Below are 22,492 nucleotides of genomic sequence, written 5' to 3'. Positions count from 1 at the left end.
GGTCACCACTCGGCGCTGCGCCAGCGGACCGTCATCGTGGCCTCGGGGGTGGCCGAGTCCGGCCGGAAGGACAGCTCGGTACCGCCCGGTTCGAGCGCGAACAGCTCCTCCGGGTTGGAGTCGGCCATCGCGGTGTGCCGCCGCGACGCCGAGTTGTTGAGCATGACCGTGCCCGCGCCGGTGTCGATGACGAGTTCGTCGCCGGCGGCCAGGTCGATCGCGTACCGCAGCCGGCGGCGGGTGGTCCGCTCGGTGACGGTGGGGACGGAGCACGGGCCGCGGAAGACGATCACCGGGTGGCAGGGCGCGGAGCCGGTGTTCACGGCGACGGCGTCACCGGTGCTCTTCGCCTCGCCCCAGGTGAGCGGCCAGGTCAGCGGCCATTCGAGACCGCGCTCGGGCTGCGGGGCCGTCGTGCTGACCATCTGCTCCGTGACGCCGTACCGGCGGGGGTCGGACGCCAGCCACTGGACGGACATGCGGGAGCTGCCCTGGGTGGCGAAGCCCTGGTCGGCGGGGACGACGCGCTGGGCGATCCGGGCGCGTACGGCGAGCAGTTCGCCGTGCAGCCGGACCGTGAGCCAGCGCTCCTCGTCGAGGAGGGCGAGCGCCTGGCGCAGGGCGCGGATGGCCTCGGGGGCCTGGTTGTACTCCGGGATCAGCACGATCGTGCCGCCGACCTTGCGGGGCTTGGCGAACCGGGAGCCCGGCCAGGCTCCGTGGGAGGTCGGCCGGTCGGCGTCGGAGGAGTCGTACTCGGGCAGGTCTTCCCAGCCCGACAGACCGGACTTGTCGACGTTGAACGGCGTGCCGGGCCCGATGAGAAGCCCGGCCCACTGGATCTGCCCGTCCTGGGTGATCAGGGAGCCGGGCGCGAGGTCGGCGGTGTAGGTGTTTCCGGCGTATGCGGTGGTGTTCACGGCCATGGGGGCCGTCACCTCACTTCTGATGGGAGGTCGGCGGGGTGGGTCGGCGAAGGGCCGGCCGATCGGTGGCGGGCGGTCGCCGGGCAGCGGGCACGCGGCCGTTCTGCGCGCGGCCGGCGCGCGGCTGGTCGCGCGGGCCGCCGTTCTGCGCGCGGGGCGCCGATCAGTGGTTGGCGGCCGCGAGGAAGAGCAGGTCCTCGGCGGTCGACCGGGGCCCGGCGCCCGGCGCCTCGTGGAACTCCCGGATGCGGTGCGGCTGCCGGGGCGGCTCGGTGAGGGCCGGGACGCGGCGGTTCTCCAGCTGGGAGAGCGGGTCGATGCGGTACTCGTCCGCGTCGCCGCCCGGGAAGACGATGCCGCCGTCGGCGAGCATCGGGATCTTGTCGAGGTCGACGCCGAACTTCTTGCCGGTGAGGGGGATCTCGAAGCTGAGCTTGTTGAGCCCGTCGATGATCCAGTTCACGAAGGCGATCAGGCCGTTGATCGGTCCCTTGACGACGCCGATCACGGTGCTCAGGGCGCCCTCGATCAGGTCGCCGATCCCGCGCAGGGCCCCGGAGACCGCGTCCTTCGCGGTCCGGAAGAAGCCGGGGACGGATTCGGTGATCCAGGAGACCACCGGCCGTACGGCGTTCCTGACGCCCTCCATCGCGCCCGAGGCGATCCCGCTCAGCGCGTTCCACGCTGAGGAGACGGCGGAGCCGAGCTTCGACACCCCGCCGATGACGACGCCGATGCCGGTGATCACTCCGGTGATCACGGCCAGGTACCCCTCGAAGTAGGTCCCGACCGCCGTCCCGATCATCTCGACGAACGGGGCGAGGAACGCCCAGATCTCCTCGATGACCGCGAGGGCGTACTCGAAGACCTGCTGCATGATCTGCTGGCCGGTCTCGGAGTTCAGCGCGAACTCGATGATGGCCGCCGCGATGGGCACGATGATGCCGACGACGAAGCCGAGCGGGTTGGCCCGCATGGCGACGTTGACGGCGGTCATCGCGACGGAGGCGACGGTCATGACGGTGCCGAAGGTGCCCATCAGTCCGGCGATGACGTCGGTGACGGGGAGCATCGGAAGGAGGAGGGCGAGGATCGCGCCGACACCGGTGCCGATCTTGCCCGCGGCGGTACGGGCCTTGCCGGCCGCGGTGCCGATCCGCTTGACGCCGGCGGGCGCGGTGGAGCGGCGGATCCTGTCGATGGAGCCGCCGGCGGCGGCCGCGCCCTGGCCGAGGGGCCGCAGGGTGGTCCCGGCGTTACGGGCCGCGGTGTGGAGGCCGCCGACCCCCCTCGAGGCCTGCTGGACGCCCTGCTTGAGCTGCTTGAGCGAGCCGCCCACCGAGCCGAGTCCCCGCAGCAGGTTGTCGATCGGTCCGACGGTCCCGCGGAAGTTCGGCATGGCGGCGACGGCACTCATCCGCGTGCCTTCGCCAGGTACATCAGGGCGTCCGCCGTGGACTGCGGGTCACTGCCGCGGGCGGCGTGGTAGTGCTCGATGTGCAGTCCGGCGCCCTCCCGGCCGAGCTGGGGGCCGGCGGCCGTGCGGGCGCGCTGGGCGGTGAGGGCGAGCAGCCGGTCGAGCTTGGAGAGCGGGAGGACGGCCTCGGCCTCGCCGGCCTCGGCGAGGATCGCCGGGACACCGCCGTGGCGGGGCATGACGACACCGCCGGTGGCGAGCATGGGGATCGTCGGCAGGTTGACGCCGAAGGTCTTGCCGCCGACGACCGGGACCCATCCGGGGACGCTGACCTTGACGCGGTTGAGGCTGCCGATCATCGAGTTGATGAGGCCGATCACGGAGTTGATCGGGCCCTTCACGCCGCTCTTGATGCCGTCGAACGCCCGGGACGCGATGTCCTTGAGGCCGTTCCAGATGGACGACATCTTGTCCTTGACGGCGGTGAACGCCCTCGGGATCGCGTCCTTGATCCAGTCGACGACCGGCGTGATGACGGCCTTGATGCCCTTCCAGACCCCGCTGATGACCGTCTTGATCGCGTTCATCACCGTGGTGATGACCGACTTCCAGATGTTCACGTAGGTCTTGATGACCGTCGCGACCGCCTTGACGACGGTGGAGATGGCGCTCTTGATGCCGTTCCAGACCGTCTTGATCAGGTCGCCGGCCTTCTTCATGATCGGCCCGATGGCCTTCATGACGGCGCTGATGACGGTCTTGATGGCGTCGAACGCCTTCTTCATGACCGTCTGCATCGTCTTCGAGCGCATCGCCATCTCGACGATCTTCTCGATGAGCGGCATGAAGAGTTCTAGGAGCCGGGCGAGGATGTTGCCCTTCATGGACTTGTTGAGCTTGTCCTGGCCCTTGGCGGCCTTGCCTGCGCCCGACTCGTACTTGCCGAGCTTTCCGCCGGCCGACTGAGCGGTGTCGCCGGCCTTCTTCATGGCGCGCTCGGCCTGGTCCGAGGCGGTCTTCAGGTTCTTGAGCTGGCCGGTGGAGCCCTGGGCGTTGGTGCGCAGGTTCTTCAGGTGGCCGGAGGCCGCCTTGCCGGCGTCGCCGACCTTCTTGACCGAGGTGCCGGCGCCGGACGCCTGGGTCTTGAGGTTGCCGAGCGACGTGGAAGCGTTCTTGAGGTTTCTGACGAGAGACATGGGTGTTCCTCCTTTCGTGGTGACGGGGGATCAGGTGGTGGCGCCGCCGAGCTCCTGGTTGATGGTGTTGACCTCCCGGGCGAAGTCGCGCATCTTCTGCGCGAGGGTCCCGGTCTTCTCGGCGAGCCGGTGGGCGGCGTCGGCGGCCTGCCCCAAGGTCCCGGCCTTGGGCACCTTGTCCACGTCGAGGCCGGTCATGGCGAGCTTGAGCTTGCCGATGCCGTCGGCGAACCTGGCCGTCTTCTTGGGGTCCGAGTTCTTCACGGCGCCGTTGATCTTGCCCATGCCGCTGGCGACCAGGGGCATCGCCTGGTGGTTGACGCCTTCGACGGCTTCGGCGACGGCCTTGACGCCCTTCGCCGCCTTGGTGGCCTTGCCCTCGGACGGCAGCTTCTTGAAGTTCGTGACGAAGTCGGGGGCGTGCTTGTTGAACGTCTCCAGGTGCGGGTTCAGCAGCGTGAGCTGGTTGCGCAGGGCGTCGAAGTTGGCGTTCGCCGGGAGGTCGGCGATGCCGCCGCCGGCGACGCCGTTGCGCTCGTTCCGGATGTCGTTGAAGTTCCGTCGGCCGAAGCTGCCGTCGGGACGCATGCCGACCGTCTCGTTGTTGGCGTTCCTGCCGGCGTGCCACTTCTGCAGCTGGAACACCACGAAGGCGCCGAGCGCGATCATGAGGAGGGGGACGATGACGCCGCCGAGGGCGACGATGCCAGCGATGAGGGCGGCTCCGATGCCCCCCTCGATGCCCTTCTTGATGATCTCGGCGACCGGTCCGAGGCCCAGCTTCTCCATGACCTGTTCCCAGGTGGGCTTGACGACCTCCTCGGCGACCTTGTCCTGCTGTGCCTTGAGCTCCTCGATCAGCTTGTTGACGGGCGCCAGCTGCTGCTTCATCCACTCGGTCGTGGGCAGCGGGGCATGGTCGATCTTCGAGAGATAGTGCCGGAGGCCCGCGATCTGGATCGAGAGATCCTCCGTTGTTACGTCTGCCATGGGTTACTCCGCTTCCGGCCGGTGACGGCCAAGCGCCGAAAAGCCCCCGCCGGTCCCGGCGGGGGCTCGTTCGTCTGGGGGCAGCCGGCGCGGCTAGGCGTCCTCGGCCCTGCGGGAGCCGCGGCGCGCCGTCGCGAGGGCGTCGTTCCAGCCGGCCGCGTACGCGACGGTCTCGCGGCGGGACACCTCGGCGTACAAGGTGCCGAGCAGCGCTCTCTTGTCGAGGGCGGCGGGTCCGTCGAGGAGCTGGCGGAGGCGGTCCTGGAGAGGGATCTGCGGTCGCGATGCCTCGGCCTGCTGGGTCATGGACGCCTGCCTTCCGGTTGCTTGCCCGTGCGTGTGTGGCGGCGCCGCGGACTGAGGAGCGGGGGCACCACGTGTGTTCGAACTACTGTGCGAACAGAGTGTGGAACATCTGTTCGATGTTTGTCGAGCGGGAAACTGCTGACGGCGTGTCTCATTCGGCGCTCCCCGGGCGGGTTGGCCCTTGATCGGGTCATGCGTTCGACCGGGTAACCTGGAGGACGCATTCCTGGGGCCGACCACTTCGGGGCGCGAGGGGCGCGAGGGGCGCGCGGGGACCCCAGGGGGCGGAAGGCAGTACTGACGCATGGAAACGGAGCCGGGCGCCAATCGGGGGGAACGGGTAGTCGACTGGCTCGACGCCCACCCTGATCTGCCCCACCTGTTCGCCTACCTTTCGGAGCTCGTCCACCTCGCCGGGTACGCGCCCGACGAACTCGTCGTGATCCCGCGGGCCGAGATCGACCGCCGGGAGACCGCCGCGTTCACCGCCGGCTGGGCCGAGGCGGTGTCGGACGAACTCCCCCGGATCCGCAGGGAGTACGAGAAGCGCGTCGCCGACGCCTACGCGCAGGGCCAGGGTGACGCGCGTGGAATCCGCCGCCCCCAGCGCCGTACGGACGTCGGCCAGGAGGGCGCCCGGGTCATCGCGCTGCCCTTCGCCCGCCTCCTCGAACCGCCCGCGGCCGTCGTCGAGGCCGAGGAGCGGGTCCGCAAGGAGCGCGAGCTGTTCGACCAGCGCGCCGAGCCCGAACCGGAGCACCGGACCGGACCCGAACCGGACGCGGAACCCGAGGTCCTGCTGACTGCTCAGGAGAGCCGTACCCGCCGCAACGCCCAGCCGGTACGGAAGGTCGTCCGCGGCAAGGGCGGACGTCCGATCGTCCCGCCGCTCGCCGGCGTGCCGATCCAGCCGGCATCGCCCGCCGAGCGCCGCGAACCGGAACCCGAGCCCGAGCCCGAACCGGCCGTACCTGAGTCGCGCGCGAGCAAGGGACGCCGGCTGTCCGACCGGGCCAGGGCACTCACGGAGGACATGACCGCCGAGCGAGCACAGGAAGCGCCCCCGGAGCCCACTCCCTGACGGGAAGGGGCTCCGGGGGCCGCGGGATCACCCGAAGAAGCGGGCGATGGCATGGGGAGAAACGCCTTCGCCCTCTCCCGCGGGCGTGTTCGGTCCGTTCCGGTCCGCGCCCTCCCGGCCCTCGTCCTCGTCCTCGTCCTCGTTTCCCGGACGGGGGACGGGCTTCGGTGCCTCGGGCGTGTCGCCGTCCTCGCCCGTGTTGACACAGACGAACATCCAGTTGGCGACGGCGAGATGGTCCACCGTGGCCGCCAGCAGGTGATCGGTGATCGACCATTCGGCGGCCTCGCCGTGGAGCTCACGCTGGACGGCGCTGTCCCGCGGCAGGTGCTTGATCAGCGCCAGGACCCGGCGGCTGGAGAGCTCGCCGCGGTGCCAGTCGAGCAGATCGGTGGCGTAGTAGCGGAGGAAGTCCGCTTCAAGGGCCTCGGCGTGTTCTTCGACGAACTCGACGAGGCTCAGTCTTCCCCCAGGCCGAGCCCGGTCTCCTTGCCGTAGGCCTCCAGGATGGCGGCGATGTCCTGCACGGTGACGTCGTGGTGCTCGAAGCGTGCGAACTGTTCCTCACCCATCAGGAGCGCGAGCAGGCCGTCCACGTCGTTGTCGTCGAGCATCCGCAGCGCCTTGGCGGTGGCGCGGCTCAGCTCGGTGGGCAGGGTGTAGCTCTCGTTGTCCAGCTCGAAGGACCAGGTGCGGCCGTGGGCCTCCTGGCGCTGGGCGCGGGCGGCGTTGACGTCGAAACGGGCCATGGTGATGCGTACTCCTTGTTCGAGTGAGTGAAGAGGAGAGGGGTGGGGCGGGACGGCGGTCGGCCGTCCCGCCCCGGGTGGAGAAGGATCAGACGGTCGCGGAGTACTGGCTGTCCTTCATGAGGAAGGTCGCCAGCGGCTTGCCGTCGCCCTTCGACATGGCGGAGAAGGTGACACCGAGCTGGGAGGCCGCCTTGCGGGCCAGCTTGATGTCGTCGGAGGCGGTGACCTGGCCGCGCGGGATGATGAAGCGGTACGTGACCGCGGTCGTGCCACCGGCCTTCACGTCGGTGAACTCCAGGCCGAGGGCGCGCACATCGGCGAACGGGCGCTCGGCGATCTCGTAGCGGTACGTGTCGACCGCGGGGGTCGGCTCCGCCTTTACGGCGCCGCCGCCCATGAAGAACGGCAGCGTGTCCTCGTTGAACTGGAGCATCGAGAACTTCAGCGAGAGGTCACGGGCCGAGTAGATGTAGTGCACCGGGGAGACCGACTGCCACGAGTCGATGGCCTCCAGCTTGTCCTTCTTGGAGAAGGTGACGCCGTCGCCGGAGGTGAAGCCCAGGTCCTTCCAGCCCGCGCCCGACCAGTCGACGGCGGTGTCGGTGCCGAAGGTGGCCGGGGCGGGGGTGCCGGCGTCGGCCACGTAGAGCTTGCCGGTACCTGCGACGCGGATCTCGGCAGAGTTGTTTCCAGCCATGGTGGTGTTTCTCCTTGGGTTGCTCGGGTTGAGAGGGCGACCGTCCCCGGACATCCGGTCCGGGTACGGCAAAGGCCCCGCCGGTCGGCGAGGCCTGGTCTGTGGGGCGGGCGTCCGTCGCCCGTCGGGGAGCCGGAGCGGCTCGGGGGGACGCCCGGGGGAGCGCCGGGACGACGCTCGGGGAGTGCCGGGAGGACGCTCGGGGAGCGGCTAGAAGACGCTCAGGGAGAGGCGGATCACGCAGAGGTAGCGGTTGGCGCCCCGGTAGAGGTAGTCGGGCAGCCAGCGCGGCCCGTCCTGCTCCTCCACGTCGTGGACGACGTTGTTGGCGCCGATGCGCTTGCCGATGGTGGCGAGCAGGCACCGCCGGGCCGCGTTGGCGAGGACGTGGGCGGCGGTCTTGCTCGGCCCGTACACCTCGAACTCGATCAGCGGCATGTCGACGTGCTGGTCGCCGATCCAGGCGCCGCCGCGGCGGTTCACCAGGACGGCGCTCGTCGTGCCGTCGAAGCCGGCGGGCGCGTTGACCGCGATCGTGGCGCCGGCCAGGGCGGGGTCGGCCTTGAGGACGTCGACGACCAGCTTCTCGACGTCCGGGAAAGCACTCGGGGGAGTGGTCATGACGGTTCTCCTCGGGAGAGGGGAGGGACAGCGGGACGGGTGTGCCGCCCGGGGCGGGCGGACCGGGTGCCAGCCACTCGGGCGGACGGTGTCCCGACCGAGTGGGCGGGACGGGTTGCCGTCCGGGGCGCTCCGGCGGGAGGGGGGCGGGGCGCGGCAGCGCGCCCGGACGGCGGACGGCGGAGCCGCGTCCCGTCCTGCGGGCGCAGCTCCGCCGCTGCACCAACTGTGACAGCGATCGTGCGCGCACGCAACTAGAACGGTGAGGGGATCTCCCGGAGTCCGGGAACGACCCGCTCGATAGGTTGGCCGCCACCGAACCGAGGGAGCCGCCCGTGCCCGCCGACCGCCCCCGCCTGCTCTACGTGACCGACCTGACCTACCCGGCCAAGGGGCGGCGCTACGGCGACGAGGACATCCACCTCACCGCCCGGCTGCGCGCCGACTTCGACCTCGCCCTCTGCCACCCGCTCGACGCCGCCGCCCTCATGGAGGGCTTCGACGCCGTCGTCGTCCGCAACAGCGGCCCGGTCCTCGCCTACCAGAAGGAGTACGAGGCCTTCCGCGAGCGCGCCCTGGCCCTCGGCACCCGCGTCTACAACCCCCTCCACGGCCGCGGCGACATGGCCGGAAAGCAGTACCTGCTCGACCTCACCGCCGCCGGATACCCCGTCATCCCCACCGCCGACCGCCCCGAGGACCTCCACCGGCTGCCCGACGCCGCGGAGTACGCGGTCAAGCCCAAGGCCGGCGCCGACTCCATAGGCCTGCGCTTCGTGGCGCCCGCGGACCTCCCCGGCCTCGCGTACGGCGAGCTCCTCGTCCAGCCGCGGATCCCCTTCCGCTACGAGGTCTCCTTCTACTTCGTCGACGACCTCTTCCAGTACGCGCTCCACGCCCCCGACCCCGAGCGCCGCTGGGTCCTGGAGCCGTACGAACCGACCGCCGAGGACCTCGCCTTCGCCCGCCGCTTCATCGACTGGAACACCCTCGACCACGGCATCCAGCGCGTCGACGCCTGCCGCACCCCGGAGGGCGGGCTGCTCCTCGTCGAGCTGGAGGACCTCAACCCGTACCTCTCCCTCGACCTCCTCCCCGAGCCGGTCCGCGAGCGCTTCGCCGACACCCTGGTCGACTCCCTCCGCGCCTTCCTGAGGGAGTGACGGCACGCGGAAGCGCCCCGACTCCGGGATCCGGAATCGGGGCGCTTCGATGACGAACGATCAGGCGGTACTCGTACGGGTACGGCGGCGGGCCAGCCGCTCCGCCGCGAAGACGTCCTCCAGGCGGAAGAGCTGGGCGCGGCCCGCCTTGCCCGCGGCCCGCAGGTGACCCAGCTGGACCCACTTGCGGATCGTCGCGGGGGCGACCCCGGCCTCCTCGGCGGCGAGCGGCCCGGGGATCAGCGCGGGCAGTGCGCCCAGTGCCGGCAGCCCGGTCATCGAGGGCATCGCGGGCGAGCTCAGCATGAGGTCTCCTTCGTGTCGTCCATCGCCGCTTCGATCTCCTCGGTACGGGTTCCCGACGCCTCCGTCAGCTCCCCCCACGCGCTCTCCGGCCACAGGTGCCGGTACGCCGGGTCGTCCTGACAGCCGCACGCCGTGTCCGTGCACACACATGCCGGGTTCACGCACAGCACCGCCCGCCGGTCCGGGAACGCCCGCAGCGACACCGAGTCGCACCACGGGCAGCGCCCCGAGACCCGGACGATCGTCTCCGAGTCGCCCAGCGTCCTGGCGCACCGGCGGGCCATCCGCCGGATCTCGTCCCGGACGTGCCGGGCGAGGACCGGGTGGGCGGCGACGGCGTCGAGCAGTCCGACGATCCGCCGCAGCCGCTCGATCACCCCGGCGCGGCGGGGCCGCGGCAGGCCGAGCCGGGCGCAGACCGCGTCCTCCAGCTCCACGACGCCGTCGGTGATGTCCCGGATGGCGTCGGAGATGTGGAGCCGGATCGGGGCGGCGCCGTGCCCGGGGACGGCGAGGCCGTGACGCTGTTCGAGGAGCAGCGCCTCGCGCCGCTCCTCGCGGATCAGCTCGTCGCGGCCGGGGTGCGGGGCGGTGGGGGCGGTCCCGGCGGGGGAGCGGCGGCCGGGCGCCAGCTCCTCGGAGAGCTCGGGGAACTGCCGTACGAGGGAGGCGGTCCAGAGGGCGATGTCCCGCACCACGAGCTCGACGGCGTGGGCGGTGGGGGCAGCGGGGGCGGTGTGGTCGGTGAGGTCAGCCACGGCGGCGGCTCCCCGCCATCGCGACCGCCTTGGCGACGCGCTGCGCGTCCGCCGCGCGGCCGTTGCGCCACAGGCGGCCCGCGCAGACGCCGTCGAAGTAGCTCTCGGCCGGGGCCACGGCCGCCTCGCACTCGCGGCGGACGGGGCAGGCGGCGCAGGCGCGCAGCGCCGGGGCCGCGTCCTTGGGCCGGCGGGCGAAGACGACGGACGGGGAGAGGCCGGCGCACGCGGCGGAGGCCTGCCAGGGGGACGGGTCGGTCGGGAACAAGAGGTTTCTCCACGGTCCGGGGCCACCGGGGCGTCCATGGGGCCGGTGGGGCTTCTGGGGCTCAGGGGGCCGGCGAGTGCGGCGATGAGCAGCCTTACACGTTGCGTGCGAGCGCGCAACAAACTTGTGGGGATGTCCTGGCTGGGTCTTCATCGATTCGACACGATTGCGTGCCCGAAAGCACGTAATTCTGTGCGCGCAAGCACGCTAAAGTATGGAATCCGGAGGGTGGGGAGATAAGGGAGCGGTACACACATGACCAGTCAAGGGCTCGACGAATTCGCGGGCTGGGTCGAAGGCCTGATGAGAGCGCGCGGTTACGACATCGACAGCCCCCGCGGCGGCGGGAAGTCCCGGATCGCGGACGAGGCCGGCGTGCACCGCGCCGCCGTGACGCGCCTGCTGCAGCGCCAGAGCATGCCCGACCTGGAGACCATGCGCCGGATCGCCCCGCTCCTCGGGGTCTCCGTCCGGGACATGCTGATCCGGTCCGGCCGGGTCACCCCCGAGGAGCTGCCGCTCGCGGCGGACCTGCTGCCGCCCAACGACTGGCAGCCGACCATGGAGGACTTCGCTCGCTGGCTCGGCGTGCCCGACGAGCGCCTGGGCGTCTTCGTCAAGGTCGTGAACCAGTTCCTGGAGCCCGACGAGGAGGGCGCCGACGACGCCGCCGCCGTCGAGGCGAGGCGCACCGCGCGCGACTGACCCGCGGCCGGTCCGACGCTCCGGGTCGCCGGGTCCCTCCCGGTGACCCCTCTCCGTACGGCCCCGGGGCGACTCCCGGGGCCGATCCGGCACGTCCCGGCGTGCCCGGAGCTCCGCGCGCGTGGCCATTTGTTTTGACCGGAGTCCATGCGATAGGTACGCTCATGCCTTGTGCCTGGGGTGTGCCTGGGCTCGCGTGCGTGTCTTCCGCCGCACGGCGAGTCCGCGAAACGGCCACCGTGATCCGCGCCTTTTCCGCCTTCGGCGGAGGTCCGCGAGATTCGACACACCCGACCGCGTGGGTCGGCGAGTGTTCCAGGTTAGTTTCACCGACGGCACACAGAAACCGGAGAAGTAGTGCCTACGATCCAGCAGCTGGTCCGTAAGGGCCGGCAGGACAAGGTCGAGAAGAACAAGACGCCCGCACTTGAGGGTTCCCCTCAGCGTCGTGGCGTCTGCACGCGTGTGTTCACGACCACCCCGAAGAAGCCGAACTCGGCCCTCCGTAAGGTCGCGCGTGTGCGTCTGACCTCGGGCATCGAGGTCACGGCCTACATCCCGGGTGAGGGTCACAACCTGCAGGAGCACTCCATCGTGCTCGTGCGTGGTGGCCGTGTGAAGGACCTGCCGGGTGTTCGCTACAAGATCATCCGCGGTTCCCTCGACACGCAGGGCGTCAAGAACCGTAAGCAGGCTCGCAGCCGCTACGGCGCCAAGAAGGAGAAGTAAGAATGCCTCGTAAGGGCCCCGCCCCGAAGCGCCCGGTCATCATCGACCCGGTCTACAGCTCTCCTCTTGTCACCTCGCTGATCAACAAGATCCTGCTGGACGGCAAGCGTTCCACCGCCGAGCGCATCGTGTACGGCGCCATGGAGGGTCTTCGCGAGAAGACCGGCCAGGACCCGGTCATCACGCTGAAGCGCGCTCTCGAGAACGTCAAGCCGTCCCTCGAGGTCAAGTCCCGCCGTGTCGGTGGCGCCACCTACCAGGTGCCGATCGAGGTCAAGCCCGGTCGCGCCTCCACCCTCGCGCTGCGCTGGCTCGTCGGTTACTCCCGCGCCCGCCGCGAGAAGACCATGACCGAGCGCCTCCTGAACGAACTGCTCGACGCCTCGAACGGCCTCGGCGCTTCGGTCAAGAAGCGTGAGGACACGCACAAGATGGCCGAGTCCAACAAGGCCTTCGCGCACTACCGCTGGTAGTCGCAACCCACATCGAGACCGAGAGAAGACTGAGCCGATATGGCTACCACTTCGCTTGACCTTGCCAAGGTGCGCAACATCGGCATCATGGCGCACATCGACGCGGGCAAGACGACCACCACCGAGCGGATCCTGTTCTACACCGGCGTCTCTTACAAGATCGGTGAAGTCCACGACGGCGCTGCCACGATGGACTGGATGGAGCAGGAGCAGGAGCGCGGCATCACGATCACGTCGGCCGCGACGACCTGCCACTGGCCGCTCGAGAATGTCGATCACACGATCAACATCATCGACACGCCGGGCCACGTCGACTTCACCGTCGAGGTGGAGCGTTCGCTGCGCGTGCTCGACGGTGCTGTCACCGTGTTCGACGGTGTGGCCGGCGTCGAGCCCCAGTCCGAGACTGTTTGGCGTCAGGCGGACCGCTACGGCGTTCCGCGTATCTGCTTCGTCAACAAGCTCGACCGTACGGGCGCCGACTTCCTCCGCTGCGTCGACATGATCGTGAACCGCCTTGGCGCGGTCCCGATCGTCATGCAGCTGCCCATCGGCGCCGAGGCCGACTTCGAGGGTGTTGTGGACCTGGTCCGCATGAAGGCCCTCGTCTGGTCCGCCGAAGCGTCCAAGGGCGAGATGTACGACGTCGTCGACATCCCGGCGAACCTCACCGAGCTGGCCGAGGAGTACCGCGGCAAGCTGGTCGAGGCCGTCTCCGAGAACGACGAGGAGCTCATGGAGCTCTTCCTCGAGGGCGTCGAGCCCACCGAGGAGCAGCTCTACGCCGCCGTCCGTCGCATCACCATTGCCTCCGGCAAGGGTGGCGGCGAGAAGACGGTCACCCCCGTCTTCTGTGGCACCGCGTTCAAGAACAAGGGCGTCCAGCCCCTGCTCGACGCGGTCGTGCGCTACCTTCCCTCCCCCCTGGACGTCGAGGCCATCGAGGGCCACGACGTCAAGGACGCGGAGCTGGTCGTCAAGCGCAAGCCGTCCGACGACGAGCCGCTGTCGGCCCTCGCGTTCAAGATCGCGAGCGACCCGCACCTCGGCAAGCTCACCTTCGTCCGGATCTACTCCGGTCGCCTGGAGGCCGGCACCGCGGTGCTGAACTCCGTCAAGGGCAAGAAGGAGCGCATCGGCAAGATCTACCGCATGCACGCGAACAAGCGTGAGGAGATCGACTCGGTGGGCGCCGGCGACATCGTCGCCGTCATGGGCCTGAAGCAGACCACCACCGGTGAGACGCTGTGCGACGACAAGAACCCGGTCATCCTGGAGTCCATGGACTTCCCGGCGCCGGTCATTCAGGTCGCGATCGAGCCCAAGTCCAAGGGTGACCAGGAGAAGCTGGGTGTTGCCATCCAGCGTCTCGCGGAGGAGGACCCCTCCTTCCAGGTGCACTCGGACGAGGAGACCGGCCAGACCATCATCGGTGGTATGGGCGAGCTTCACCTCGACATCCTCGTCGACCGCATGCGTCGCGAGTTCAAGGTCGAGGCGAACGTCGGCAAGCCGCAGGTCGCGTACCGCGAGACGATCCGCAAGGCCGTCGAGCGCGTGGACTACACCCACAAGAAGCAGACCGGTGGTACCGGTCAGTTCGCCAAGGTGCAGATCGCGATCGAGCCCATCGAGGGCGGCGACGCCTCGTACGAGTTCGTGAACAAGGTCACCGGTGGCCGCATCCCGAAGGAGTACATCCCTTCGGTCGACGCGGGTGCGCAGGAGGCCATGCAGTTCGGCATCCTGGCCGGCTACGAGATGACTGGCGTCCGCGTCATCCTTCTCGACGGTGGCTACCACGAGGTCGACTCCTCCGAGCTCGCGTTCAAGATCGCCGGTTCGCAGGCCTTCAAGGAGGCCGCGCGCAAGGCTTCGCCGGTCATCCTCGAGCCCATGATGTCCGTCGAGGTCACCACGCCCGAGGACTACATGGGTGAGGTCATCGGCGACATCAACTCCCGCCGTGGTCAGATTCAGGCCATGGAGGAGCGCAGCGGCGCCCGCGTCGTGAAGGGCCTCGTGCCCCTTTCGGAGATGTTCGGCTACGTCGGAGACCTCCGCAGCAAGACCTCGGGTCGCGCAAGCTACTCGATGCAGTTCGACTCCTACGCCGAGGTTCCGCGGAACGTCGCCGAGGAGATCATCGCGAAGGCCAAGGGCGAGTAACTCTCCCGAGTTCACGCTTTAGGCTTGACACCAGTCGCCGGGGTTTCACCCCGGAACCCCGAGGATCGGGCCCCGGCGACTGGCATCCCAGCAAAGATCACCTGGCGCCGATGAGCAAGGCGTACAGAACCACTCCGCAGGAGGATTCAGTGGCGAAGGCAAAGTTCGAGCGGACTAAGCCGCACGTCAACATCGGCACCATCGGTCACATTGACCACGGTAAGACGACCCTCACGGCCGCCATTACCAAGGTGCTGCACGACGCGTACCCGGACCTGAACGAGGCCTCGGCCTTCGACCAGATCGACAAGGCTCCCGAGGAGCGCCAGCGCGGTATCACCATCTCGATCGCGCACGTCGAGTACCAGACCGAGTCGCGTCACTACGCCCACGTTGACTGCCCCGGTCACGCGGACTACATCAAGAACATGATCACGGGTGCGGCGCAGATGGACGGCGCCATCCTCGTGGTCGCGGCCACCGACGGCCCGATGCCGCAGACCAAGGAGCACGTGCTCCTGGCCCGCCAGGTCGGCGTTCCGTACATCGTCGTCGCCCTGAACAAGGCCGACATGGTGGACGACGAGGAGATCCTGGAGCTCGTCGAGCTCGAGGTGCGTGAGCTCCTCTCCGAGTACGAGTTCCCGGGCGACGACCTTCCGGTCGTCCGCGTCTCGGCGCTCAAGGCGCTCGAGGGCGACAAGGAGTGGGGCGAGGCTCTCCTCGGTCTCATGAAGGCCGTCGACGAGTCGATCCCGCAGCCCGAGCGTGACGTCGACAAGCCGTTCCTGATGCCGATCGAGGACGTCTTCACGATCACCGGTCGTGGCACCGTCGTCACCGGTCGTATCGAGCGCGGTATCCTCAAGGTCAACGAGACCGTCGACATCATCGGTATCAAGACCGAGAAGACCACCACCACGGTCACCGGTATCGAGATGTTCCGCAAGCTGCTCGACGAGGGCCAGGCCGGTGAGAACGTCGGTCTGCTCCTCCGTGGCATCAAGCGTGAGGACGTCGAGCGCGGCCAGGTCATCATCAAGCCGGGCTCGGTCACGCCGCACACCAACTTCGAGGCCCAGGCCTACATCCTGTCGAAGGACGAGGGTGGCCGTCACACCCCGTTCTTCAACAACTACCGCCCGCAGTTCTACTTCCGTACCACGGACGTGACCGGCGTCGTTACCCTCCCCGAGGGCACCGAGATGGTCATGCCGGGCGACAACACCGCCATGAGCGTTGAGCTGATCCAGCCCATCGCCATGGAGGAGGGCCTCAAGTTCGCCATCCGTGAGGGTGGCCGGACCGTCGGCGCCGGCCAGGTCGTCAAGATCACCGCCTGATCGGTGTTCTGACCCGGTAGCTCCACGAGCTCCATAGAGAAGGCCCCGCACCTCACGGTGCGGGGCCTTCTCGCGTTCCCGTTTCCATGATCTTCGAAAGATTCCGGGAAATACTGTCGTCCGATGTCGAGACCGCGCCGGCGGCTCCGACCCATGGGTGACAGCGCGCCACAGGGGCACGCGGGACGGGGAGGACACCCGAGATGAAGTACGTCGCGATGATCTACGGCAACCAGGCCAAGTGGGACTCCTTCCCCGCCGAGGCCTGGCCCGAGGCGATCGCCAAGCAGGAGGCCTTCAACCGGAAGTACCGGGAGAGCGGCGAGCTGATCGGCGCGTACGGACTCGCCGACGCGGCCGCCGCCCAGCTCGTCCGCCGCGAGGCCGGTGCCCCCGTCGTCACCGACGGGCCGTACCTGGAGACCAAGGAATACCTGGCCAGCTTCTACCTGCTCGACTGCGAGAGCCTGGAGCGCGCCCAGCAGATCGCCGCCGACATGCCCTTCGCGGACACCGACCCCGTCGAGCTCTGGCCGATCCTGCACGAGTCCGCGGCGGACGTGTGACCGGGACCCACGAGATCGAGGGCCTGCTGCGCACGTGTGCGCCGCAGGTCCTCGGCGCGCTCGTCCGGCGGTACGGCACCTTCGACCTCTGCGAGGACGCCGTCCAGGAGGCGCTGATCGCCGCCGCGCGGCAGTGGCCCGAGGAGGGGACCCCCGACAACGCGCGCTCCTGGCTGCTCACGGTCGCCCAGCGCAGGTACATCGACCTGGTACGGAGCGAGGCCGCGCGCCGGCGCCGCGAGGACGCCCTCGCGCTCGCCACCCCCGACTCCGAGCTCGTCGCCCGGGCGGCGGACGCCCCCGAGGGTGCCGAGGACGACTCCCTGTCCCTGCTGTTCCTCTGCTGCCACCCGGAGCTGTCGCCCCCCAGTCGGATCGCGCTCACCCTGCGCGCCGTCGGCGGCCTCACCACCGGGCAGATCGCCGCCGCGTTCCTCGTCCCCGAGTCGACCATGGCGCAGCGGATCAGCCGGGCCAAGCAGACGATCAAGGCGGCCGGCGGCTCGTTCGCCGTGCCCGCGGGGGAGGACAGGGCCGCCCGCCTCGCCGAGGTCCGGCACGTGCTCTACCTCGTCTTCAACGAGGGCTACACGGCCAGCGGCGGCGACGACCTCACCGTCCCCGAACTGGCCACGGAGGCGATCCGGCTCGCCCGGCTCCTGCACCGGCTCGTCCCCGAGGACACCGAGACCGCGGGCCTCCTCGCGCTCATGCTGCTCACCGACGCCCGCCGCCCCGCCCGCACGGGCCCGCACGGCGAGCTGGTGCCGCTCGCGGAGCAGGACAGGGGCCGCTGGGACGGCCGGCTGATCTCCGAGGGCGTCGAGCTGATCAGCCGGACGCTGCCGAAGGGGCGGGTCGGCCCGTACCAGCTCCAGGCGGCGATCGCGGCCGTGCACGACGAGGCCGAGTCCGCGGGGGAGACGGACTGGCCGCAGATCCTCGCCCTGTACGAGCTCCTGGAGCAGACCGGGGACAACCCGGTGATCACGCTCAACCGCGCGGTCGCGGTCGCGATGGTCCACGGCCCGGAAGCGGGTCTCGAGCTCCTCGCCGGCCTGGCGCAGGACAAGCGCCTCGCCCACCACCACCGGCTCCTCGCCACCCGCGCGCACCTCCTCGAACTCCTCGGCGACGAGGAGAACGCGTCCGCCGCCTACCGCGAGGCGGCCCGTCACGCGACGAGCGCTCCGGAGCGCCGCCATCTGACGGAACGGGCACGCCGGTTGGGATGAGAGGGGCGGAACGGGACTCGTGGGGCCGTGGGTGCGCCCCGACGGTTGCCCGTACGTGACGTGGGGTACAGTCTTCGCCCCCGATTGGCGGCCGGAAGGTCCCGTATGGCAGACTGTCGGGGTTGCTCGGTTGAGTGCCGATGCTGCGCGCCTCCCGTCGGGAGGACCGGAAGCGAGTCCCACAGTACTCGTCGCTCCTTCTCAGGAGCGGACGTACGGGAATCTTCCGGGAAGCGTCAGCGGGGTGCAGACCAGGCACTCGGGTGGTGTTCTGCCCCCGGCTCGCGGTTCTTGGGACCGCACCCCCTTGGTTGGGAAATCCTTCGGGATTTCTGCGTAGAGGGAGTGCGACACGCCCGACCGCGTGGGTCGGAGACAGAGTCAAGAGAACCCCCGAGTCCAGAGCGTTACGAGAGACAGGACTACTAGTAGCCATGGCGGGACAGAAGATCCGCATCCGGCTCAAGGCCTACGACCACGAGGTCATCGATTCCTCGGCGAAGAAGATCGTCGAGACGGTGACGCGCACTGGTGCGTCGGTCGCGGGCCCGGTGCCGCTGCCCACTGAGAAGAACGTGTACTGCGTCATCAAGTCGCCGCACAAGTACAAGGACTCGCGCGAGCACTTCGAGATGCGCACGCACAAGCGCCTCATCGACATCCTCGACCCCACGCCGAAGACGGTTGACTCGCTCATGCGTCTCGACCTCCCGGCGGGCGTTGACATCGAGATCAAGCTCTGAGGGCGCGCGAGATGGCTAAGAACATCAAGGGCATCCTGGGCGAGAAGCTCGGCATGACGCAGGTCTGGGACGAGAACAACCGGGTCGTCCCGGTGACCGTCGTCAAGGCCGGCCCGAATGTCGTGACCCAGGTCCGTACGAACGACGTCGACGGCTACGAGTCGGTCCAGATCGCCTTCGGCGAGATCGACCCTCGCAAGGTGAACAAGCCCCTCAAGGGTCACTTCGCCAAGGCTGACGTCACCCCGCGCCGCCACCTGGTGGAGCTCCGCACCGCTGACGCCTCCGAGTACACGCTCGGCCAGGAGATCACCGCCGAGCTCTTCGAGGCCGGCGTGAAGGTCGACGTCACCGGTAAGAGCAAGGGCAAGGGCTTCGCCGGTGTCATGAAGCGCCACAACTTCCGTGGTGGCAAGGCTTCGCACGGTGCCCACCGCGTGCACCGCAAGCCCGGTTCGATCGGTGGCTGCGCCACCCCGGGCCGTGTCTTCAAGGGCATGAAGATGGCCGGTCGCATGGGCAACGAGCGTGTGACCACCCAGAACCTGACCGTCCACGCCGTTGACGCCGAGAAGGGTCTGCTGCTCATCAAGGGCGCCGTCCCCGGCCCCAACGGTGGCCTCGTCCTGGTCCGCACCGCGGCCAAGGGGGTTTGAGGAACCGATGAGCACCATTGACATCCTTTCGCCGGCAGGCGACAAGGCCGGGACCGTCGAGCTCCCCGCGGAGATCTTCGGCGCCAAGGTCAGCGTTCCGCTGATCCACCAGGTCGTCGTCGCGCAGCTGGCCGCTGCCCGTCAGGGCACGCACAAGACCAAGACCCGTGGCGAAGTCCGCGGTGGCGGCAAGAAGCCGTACCGCCAGAAGGGCACCGGCCGCGCCCGTCAGGGTTCGACCCGCGCCCCGCAGTTCGCCGGTGGTGGCGTCGTCCACGGCCCGCAGCCGCGTGACTACTCCCAGCGGACCCCGAAGAAGATGAAGGTCGCCGCCCTCCGCGGTGCCCTGTCGGACCGGGCGAACCACTCCCGCATCCACGTCGTCACCGGCGTGGTCGAGGGTGACATCTCCACCAAGGCCGCCAAGACGCTGTTCGGCAAGATCTCGGAGCGCAAGAACCTGCTCCTGGTCGTCGAGCGCTCGGACGAGGCTGCGTGGCTGTCCGCTCGTAACCTGCCCCAGGTGCACATCCTGGAGCCGGGCCAGCTCAACACGTACGACGTGATCGTCTCTGACGACGTGGTCTTCACCCAGGCCGCCCTCGAGTCCTTCGTGTCTGGCCCCCAGACCGCTGAGACCGAAGGGAGCGACGCCTGATGACTGAGGCCGTCGTCACCAGCAAGACCTTCTCGGACCCGCGTGACATCCTCGTCAAGCCGGTTGTCTCGGAGAAGAGCTACGCCCTGCTGGACGAGAACAAGTACACGTTCATCGTCGCGCCTGGCTCCAACAAGACCCAGATCAAGCAGGCCGTCGAGGCGGTCTTCTCGGTCAAGGTCACCGGGGTCAACACGATCAACCGCCAGGGCAAGCGCAAGCGCACCAAGGCCGGTTTCGGTAAGCGCAAGGACACCAAGCGCGCCATCGTGACCCTTGCCGAGGGCAACCGTATCGACATCTTCGGCGGTCCGACCGCCTAAGGGCGGTCTGGATCGTCCGGAATCGGACGAGGACTGAGAAATGGGAATCCGCAAGTACAAGCCGACTACGCCGGGCCGTCGTGGCTCCTCCGTAGCCGACTTCGTCGAGATCACGCGGTCCACGCCGGAGAAGTCGCTGGTCCGCCCCCTGCACAGCAAGGGCGGCCGTAACAACACCGGTCGGATCACGGTTCGACACCAGGGTGGCGGCCACAAGCGCGCCTACCGGGTGATCGACTTCCGTCGTCACGACAAGGACGGCGTGCCGGCGAAGGTCGCTCACATCGAGTACGACCCCAACCGCACCGCGCGCATCGCGCTGCTCCACTACGTGGACGGCGAGAAGCGCTACATCATCGCCCCCAAGGGTCTGACGCAGGGTGACCGCGTCGAGAACGGCCCCGGCGCGGACATCAAGCCCGGCAACAACCTGGCTCTCCGCAACATCCCGGTCGGTACCACGATCCACGCGATCGAGATCCGTCCCGGTGGCGGCGCCAAGTTCGCGCGCTCCGCTGGTGCCTCCGTGCAGCTGCTGGCGAAGGAGGGCACGATGGCCCACCTTCGTATGCCGTCCGGCGAGATCCGTCTCGTCGACGCCCGCTGCCGCGCGACGATCGGCGAGGTCGGCAACGCCGAGCAGTCGAACATCAACTGGGGCAAGGCCGGCCGTAAGCGCTGGCTGGGCGTTCGCCCGACCGTTCGCGGTGTGGCGATGAACCCGGTGGACCACCCGCACGGTGGTGGTGAGGGCAAGACCTCCGGTGGTCGCCACCCGGTCTCCCCGTGGGGTCAGAAGGAGGGTCGTACTCGCTCGCCGAAGAAGGCTTCGAGCAAGTACATCGTCCGCCGCCGCAAGACGAACAAGAAGCGCTAGGAGCGGGTTTAGATGCCGCGCAGTCTCAAGAAGGGACCCTTCGTCGACGGCCACCTCGTCAAGAAGGTGGACGCCCAGAACGAAGCCGGTACCAAGAACGTCATCAAGACCTGGTCCCGTCGCTCGATGATCATCCCGGCCATGCTCGGCCACACGATCGCGGTGCACAACGGCAAGACCCACATTCCGGTGTTTGTCACCGAGTCGATGGTCGGCCACAAGCTCGGCGAGTTCTCGCCGACGCGCACCTTCCGGGGTCACGTGAAGGACGACCGGAAGTCGAAGCGCCGCTAGTAGCGGGGTGGAATCGACCATGACAGACACTGGAAGGACAACCATGGAAGCCAGGGCCCAGGCGCGGTACATCCGCGTCACGCCCATGAAGGCCCGCCGAGTGGTGGACCTTATCCGTGGCATGGACGCCACGGAGGCTCAGGCGGTCCTGCGTTTCGCCCCGCAGGCCGCGAGCGTGCCGGTTGGCAAGGTGCTGGACAGCGCCATTGCCAACGCTGCACACAACTACGACCACACTGACGCCTCTTCGCTGGTCATCAGCGAGGCGTACGTCGATGAGGGCCCGACCCTGAAGCGGTTCCGTCCGCGTGCTCAGGGCCGTGCATTCCGGATCCGTAAGCGGACCAGCCACATCACCGTGGTCGTCAGCAGCAAGGAAGGAACCCGGTAATGGGCCAGAAGGTTAACCCGCATGGGTTCCGGCTCGGCATCACCACGGACTTCAAGTCCCGTTGGTACGCCGACAAGCTGTACAAGGACTACGTCAAGGAAGACGTCGCCATCCGTCGGATGATGACGTCCGGCATGGAGCGCGCCGGCATCTCGAAGGTTGAGATCGAGCGCACCCGTGACCGTGTGCGTGTGGACATCCACACCGCGCGTCCCGGCATCGTCATCGGCCGCCGTGGCGCCGAGGCCGACCGCATCCGCGGTGACCTCGAGAAGCTCACGGGCAAGCAGGTCCAGCTGAACATCCTCGAGGTCAAGAACCCCGAGATGGACGCTCAGCTGGTTGCTCAGGCCGTTGCCGAGCAGCTCTCCTCCCGCGTCTCCTTCCGTCGCGCCATGCGTAAGAGCATGCAGGGCACGATGAAGGCCGGCGCCAAGGGCATCAAGATCCAGTGTGGCGGTCGTCTCGGCGGCGCCGAGATGTCCCGCTCCGAGTTCTACCGCGAGGGTCGTGTGCCGCTGCACACGCTCCGCGCGAACGTGGACTACGGCTTCTTCGAGGCCAAGACGACCTTCGGTCGCATTGGCGTCAAGGTCTGGATCTACAAGGGCGACGTCAAGAACATCGCCGAGGTCCGCGCCGAGAACGCTGCGGCCCGTGCGGGTAACCGCCCGGCCCGTGGTGCCGGCGCTGGCGACCGCCCGGCCGGCCGTGGTGGCCGTGGTGGCGAGCGTGGCGGCCGCGGCCGCAAGCCGCAGCAGCAGTCCGCGCCGGCTGCCGAGGCCCCCAAGGCCGACGCTCCCGCCGCCGCTGCCGCTCCGGCTGAGAGCACCGGAACGGAGGCCTGAC

At 69.0% G+C, this 22,492-nt stretch carries 29 protein-coding genes; 17 read left to right on the top strand and 12 right to left on the bottom strand.

The window, feature by feature from the left end; translation table 11 throughout:
* Positions 1 to 2 precede the first annotated feature (2 nt).
* The 5 genes from ASC82_RS23065 to ASC82_RS23045 form a co-directional block, all read right to left on the bottom strand.
* Entirely contained in the window at positions 3 to 926 is a 924-nt protein-coding gene (locus tag ASC82_RS23065; protein WP_056651269.1) for a phage tail domain-containing protein, read from the bottom strand.
* Positions 927 to 1,089: 163 nt separating this feature from the next.
* Positions 1,090 to 2,343 carry a hypothetical protein gene (locus ASC82_RS23060; RefSeq protein WP_056651266.1) on the bottom strand — a complete coding sequence of 418 codons (1,254 nt, stop codon included), beginning with the start codon at positions 2,341 to 2,343 and terminating at the stop codon, positions 1,090 to 1,092.
* Entirely contained in the window at positions 2,340 to 3,539 is a 1,200-nt protein-coding gene (locus ASC82_RS23055; protein WP_056651263.1) for a hypothetical protein, read from the bottom strand. Before ASC82_RS23055 ends, ASC82_RS23060 begins: the two co-directional genes overlap by 4 nt.
* A 30-nt stretch (positions 3,540 to 3,569) precedes the next feature.
* Positions 3,570 to 4,529 carry a hypothetical protein gene (locus ASC82_RS23050; RefSeq protein ID WP_056651258.1) on the bottom strand — a complete coding sequence of 320 codons (960 nt, stop codon included), beginning with the start codon at positions 4,527 to 4,529 and terminating at the stop codon, positions 3,570 to 3,572.
* A gap of 93 nt (positions 4,530 to 4,622) precedes the next feature.
* The gene (locus ASC82_RS23045; protein WP_024755389.1) at positions 4,623 to 4,835 is read right to left on the bottom strand and encodes a hypothetical protein; all 213 of its coding nucleotides are present in this window, start codon (positions 4,833 to 4,835) and stop codon (positions 4,623 to 4,625) included.
* A 304-nt stretch (positions 4,836 to 5,139) separates the two neighbouring features.
* Here ASC82_RS23045 and ASC82_RS23040 point away from each other — a divergent pair, with 304 nt between their 5' ends.
* Positions 5,140 to 5,916, top strand: coding sequence for a hypothetical protein (locus tag ASC82_RS23040; RefSeq protein ID WP_056651255.1), 777 nt, complete (start codon positions 5,140 to 5,142; stop codon positions 5,914 to 5,916).
* A 27-nt stretch (positions 5,917 to 5,943) separates the two neighbouring features.
* On the opposite strand, the gene ASC82_RS31225 is transcribed toward ASC82_RS23040, so the two are convergent.
* The 4 genes from ASC82_RS31225 to ASC82_RS23020 form a co-directional block, all read right to left on the bottom strand.
* Complete coding sequence (locus ASC82_RS31225) at positions 5,944 to 6,261, bottom strand: hypothetical protein (RefSeq protein WP_107105948.1); 318 nt, start codon at positions 6,259 to 6,261, stop codon at positions 5,944 to 5,946.
* 113 nt (positions 6,262 to 6,374) lie between these two features.
* On the bottom strand, positions 6,375 to 6,665 hold the full coding sequence (locus tag ASC82_RS23030; protein ID WP_056651250.1) for a hypothetical protein: 291 nt from the start codon (positions 6,663 to 6,665) through the stop codon (positions 6,375 to 6,377).
* Positions 6,666 to 6,753: 88 nt separating this feature from the next.
* Positions 6,754 to 7,365: a hypothetical protein gene (locus ASC82_RS23025; protein ID WP_024755393.1), complete on the bottom strand. Its 612-nt coding sequence runs from the start codon at positions 7,363 to 7,365 to the stop codon at positions 6,754 to 6,756.
* A gap of 210 nt (positions 7,366 to 7,575) precedes the next feature.
* On the bottom strand, positions 7,576 to 7,986 hold the full coding sequence (locus tag ASC82_RS23020) for a hypothetical protein (protein WP_056651248.1): 411 nt from the start codon (positions 7,984 to 7,986) through the stop codon (positions 7,576 to 7,578).
* Positions 7,987 to 8,321: 335 nt separating this feature from the next.
* Between ASC82_RS23020 and ASC82_RS23015 the strand changes: the two genes are divergently transcribed.
* A complete protein-coding gene (locus ASC82_RS23015) occupies positions 8,322 to 9,149 on the top strand; it encodes a hypothetical protein (protein WP_056651245.1) in 828 nt (275 codons plus the stop codon).
* Positions 9,150 to 9,209: 60 nt separating this feature from the next.
* On the opposite strand, the gene ASC82_RS23010 is transcribed toward ASC82_RS23015, so the two are convergent.
* The 3 genes from ASC82_RS23010 to ASC82_RS23000 are packed head-to-tail and all read right to left on the bottom strand — an operon-like array spanning position 9,210 to position 10,481.
* Positions 9,210 to 9,455: a hypothetical protein gene (locus ASC82_RS23010; RefSeq protein WP_242427747.1), complete on the bottom strand. Its 246-nt coding sequence runs from the start codon at positions 9,453 to 9,455 to the stop codon at positions 9,210 to 9,212.
* A complete protein-coding gene (locus ASC82_RS23005; RefSeq protein WP_079039432.1) occupies positions 9,449 to 10,213 on the bottom strand; it encodes a hypothetical protein in 765 nt (254 codons plus the stop codon). The genes ASC82_RS23010 and ASC82_RS23005 overlap by 7 nt, the downstream gene beginning before the upstream one ends.
* On the bottom strand, positions 10,206 to 10,481 hold the full coding sequence (locus tag ASC82_RS23000; RefSeq protein WP_056651242.1) for a WhiB family transcriptional regulator: 276 nt from the start codon (positions 10,479 to 10,481) through the stop codon (positions 10,206 to 10,208). The genes ASC82_RS23005 and ASC82_RS23000 overlap by 8 nt, the downstream gene beginning before the upstream one ends.
* Positions 10,482 to 10,736: 255 nt before the next feature.
* Here ASC82_RS23000 and ASC82_RS22995 point away from each other — a divergent pair, with 255 nt between their 5' ends.
* The 15 genes from ASC82_RS22995 (at position 10,737) to rpsC (ending at position 22,491) form a co-directional block, all read left to right on the top strand.
* Complete coding sequence (locus tag ASC82_RS22995) at positions 10,737 to 11,186, top strand: helix-turn-helix transcriptional regulator (RefSeq protein ID WP_024755399.1); 450 nt, start codon at positions 10,737 to 10,739, stop codon at positions 11,184 to 11,186.
* Positions 11,187 to 11,543: 357 nt separating this feature from the next.
* A complete protein-coding gene (gene rpsL / locus ASC82_RS22990; protein WP_003948652.1) occupies positions 11,544 to 11,915 on the top strand; it encodes a 30S ribosomal protein S12 in 372 nt (123 codons plus the stop codon).
* Between the two features lie 2 nt (positions 11,916 to 11,917).
* Complete coding sequence (gene rpsG, locus ASC82_RS22985) at positions 11,918 to 12,388, top strand: 30S ribosomal protein S7 (RefSeq protein ID WP_055641845.1); 471 nt, start codon at positions 11,918 to 11,920, stop codon at positions 12,386 to 12,388.
* Between the two features lie 39 nt (positions 12,389 to 12,427).
* The gene (fusA, locus tag ASC82_RS22980) at positions 12,428 to 14,557 is read left to right on the top strand and encodes an elongation factor G (RefSeq protein ID WP_056651240.1); all 2,130 of its coding nucleotides are present in this window, start codon (positions 12,428 to 12,430) and stop codon (positions 14,555 to 14,557) included.
* A gap of 149 nt (positions 14,558 to 14,706) precedes the next feature.
* Positions 14,707 to 15,900, top strand: coding sequence for an elongation factor Tu (gene tuf, locus ASC82_RS22975; RefSeq protein WP_024755402.1), 1,194 nt, complete (start codon positions 14,707 to 14,709; stop codon positions 15,898 to 15,900).
* A gap of 203 nt (positions 15,901 to 16,103) precedes the next feature.
* A complete protein-coding gene (locus tag ASC82_RS22970; RefSeq protein ID WP_056651236.1) occupies positions 16,104 to 16,466 on the top strand; it encodes a YciI family protein in 363 nt (120 codons plus the stop codon).
* A complete protein-coding gene (locus tag ASC82_RS22965; RefSeq protein ID WP_056651233.1) occupies positions 16,463 to 17,701 on the top strand; it encodes a sigma-70 family RNA polymerase sigma factor in 1,239 nt (412 codons plus the stop codon). The genes ASC82_RS22970 and ASC82_RS22965 overlap by 4 nt, the downstream gene beginning before the upstream one ends.
* A 434-nt stretch (positions 17,702 to 18,135) precedes the next feature.
* Positions 18,136 to 18,444, top strand: a complete 309-nt coding sequence (gene rpsJ, locus ASC82_RS22960) for a 30S ribosomal protein S10 (protein WP_003948644.1) — start codon at positions 18,136 to 18,138, stop codon at positions 18,442 to 18,444.
* A gap of 11 nt (positions 18,445 to 18,455) precedes the next feature.
* Entirely contained in the window at positions 18,456 to 19,100 is a 645-nt protein-coding gene (rplC, locus tag ASC82_RS22955; protein ID WP_024755405.1) for a 50S ribosomal protein L3, read from the top strand.
* Between the two features lie 7 nt (positions 19,101 to 19,107).
* Positions 19,108 to 19,758, top strand: a complete 651-nt coding sequence (gene rplD, locus ASC82_RS22950) for a 50S ribosomal protein L4 (protein ID WP_056651231.1) — start codon at positions 19,108 to 19,110, stop codon at positions 19,756 to 19,758.
* Positions 19,758 to 20,081, top strand: coding sequence for a 50S ribosomal protein L23 (gene rplW / locus ASC82_RS22945; RefSeq protein WP_024755407.1), 324 nt, complete (start codon positions 19,758 to 19,760; stop codon positions 20,079 to 20,081). The genes rplD and rplW overlap by 1 nt, the downstream gene beginning before the upstream one ends.
* Positions 20,082 to 20,121: 40 nt before the next feature.
* A complete protein-coding gene (gene rplB / locus ASC82_RS22940; RefSeq protein ID WP_030214008.1) occupies positions 20,122 to 20,958 on the top strand; it encodes a 50S ribosomal protein L2 in 837 nt (278 codons plus the stop codon).
* Positions 20,959 to 20,970: 12 nt separating this feature from the next.
* Positions 20,971 to 21,252 carry a 30S ribosomal protein S19 gene (rpsS, locus tag ASC82_RS22935; protein ID WP_015035577.1) on the top strand — a complete coding sequence of 94 codons (282 nt, stop codon included), beginning with the start codon at positions 20,971 to 20,973 and terminating at the stop codon, positions 21,250 to 21,252.
* Positions 21,253 to 21,295: 43 nt separating this feature from the next.
* A complete protein-coding gene (gene rplV, locus ASC82_RS22930; RefSeq protein WP_024755410.1) occupies positions 21,296 to 21,643 on the top strand; it encodes a 50S ribosomal protein L22 in 348 nt (115 codons plus the stop codon).
* The gene (gene rpsC / locus ASC82_RS22925) at positions 21,643 to 22,491 is read left to right on the top strand and encodes a 30S ribosomal protein S3 (protein ID WP_017239578.1); all 849 of its coding nucleotides are present in this window, start codon (positions 21,643 to 21,645) and stop codon (positions 22,489 to 22,491) included. Before rplV ends, rpsC begins: the two co-directional genes overlap by 1 nt.
* Position 22,492: the final 1 nt, after the last annotated feature.

The sequence above is a fragment of the Streptomyces sp. Root431 genome (assembly GCF_001426585.1).
Taxonomy (GTDB): domain Bacteria; phylum Actinomycetota; class Actinomycetes; order Streptomycetales; family Streptomycetaceae; genus Streptomyces; species Streptomyces stackebrandtii.
Note: the sequence above shows the minus strand (reverse complement) of the source record. Positions and strands in the feature narration are given on the sequence as shown.

Coding starts and splice junctions, on each gene's coding strand:
- ASC82_RS23020 (WP_056651248.1), bottom strand. CDS start 7,986: ATGACCACTCCCCCGAGTGCTTTCCCGGACGTCGAGAAGCTGGTCGTC.
- ASC82_RS23055 (WP_056651263.1), bottom strand. CDS start 3,539: ATGTCTCTCGTCAGAAACCTCAAGAACGCTTCCACGTCGCTCGGCAAC.
- ASC82_RS23040 (WP_056651255.1), top strand. CDS start 5,140: ATGGAAACGGAGCCGGGCGCCAATCGGGGGGAACGGGTAGTCGACTGG.
- rplB (WP_030214008.1), top strand. CDS start 20,122: ATGGGAATCCGCAAGTACAAGCCGACTACGCCGGGCCGTCGTGGCTCC.
- rplC (WP_024755405.1), top strand. CDS start 18,456: ATGGCTAAGAACATCAAGGGCATCCTGGGCGAGAAGCTCGGCATGACG.
- ASC82_RS23010 (WP_242427747.1), bottom strand. CDS start 9,455: ATGCTGAGCTCGCCCGCGATGCCCTCGATGACCGGGCTGCCGGCACTG.
- rplD (WP_056651231.1), top strand. CDS start 19,108: ATGAGCACCATTGACATCCTTTCGCCGGCAGGCGACAAGGCCGGGACC.
- rplV (WP_024755410.1), top strand. CDS start 21,296: ATGGAAGCCAGGGCCCAGGCGCGGTACATCCGCGTCACGCCCATGAAG.
- ASC82_RS23030 (WP_056651250.1), bottom strand. CDS start 6,665: ATGGCCCGTTTCGACGTCAACGCCGCCCGCGCCCAGCGCCAGGAGGCC.
- ASC82_RS23025 (WP_024755393.1), bottom strand. CDS start 7,365: ATGGCTGGAAACAACTCTGCCGAGATCCGCGTCGCAGGTACCGGCAAG.
- fusA (WP_056651240.1), top strand. CDS start 12,428: ATGGCTACCACTTCGCTTGACCTTGCCAAGGTGCGCAACATCGGCATC.
- rpsG (WP_055641845.1), top strand. CDS start 11,918: ATGCCTCGTAAGGGCCCCGCCCCGAAGCGCCCGGTCATCATCGACCCG.
- ASC82_RS23050 (WP_056651258.1), bottom strand. CDS start 4,529: ATGGCAGACGTAACAACGGAGGATCTCTCGATCCAGATCGCGGGCCTC.
- ASC82_RS23045 (WP_024755389.1), bottom strand. CDS start 4,835: ATGACCCAGCAGGCCGAGGCATCGCGACCGCAGATCCCTCTCCAGGAC.
- ASC82_RS22995 (WP_024755399.1), top strand. CDS start 10,737: ATGACCAGTCAAGGGCTCGACGAATTCGCGGGCTGGGTCGAAGGCCTG.
- rpsC (WP_017239578.1), top strand. CDS start 21,643: ATGGGCCAGAAGGTTAACCCGCATGGGTTCCGGCTCGGCATCACCACG.
- rplW (WP_024755407.1), top strand. CDS start 19,758: ATGACTGAGGCCGTCGTCACCAGCAAGACCTTCTCGGACCCGCGTGAC.
- ASC82_RS22970 (WP_056651236.1), top strand. CDS start 16,104: ATGAAGTACGTCGCGATGATCTACGGCAACCAGGCCAAGTGGGACTCC.
- ASC82_RS23060 (WP_056651266.1), bottom strand. CDS start 2,343: ATGAGTGCCGTCGCCGCCATGCCGAACTTCCGCGGGACCGTCGGACCG.
- ASC82_RS23065 (WP_056651269.1), bottom strand. CDS start 926: ATGGCCGTGAACACCACCGCATACGCCGGAAACACCTACACCGCCGAC.
- rpsJ (WP_003948644.1), top strand. CDS start 18,136: ATGGCGGGACAGAAGATCCGCATCCGGCTCAAGGCCTACGACCACGAG.
- rpsS (WP_015035577.1), top strand. CDS start 20,971: ATGCCGCGCAGTCTCAAGAAGGGACCCTTCGTCGACGGCCACCTCGTC.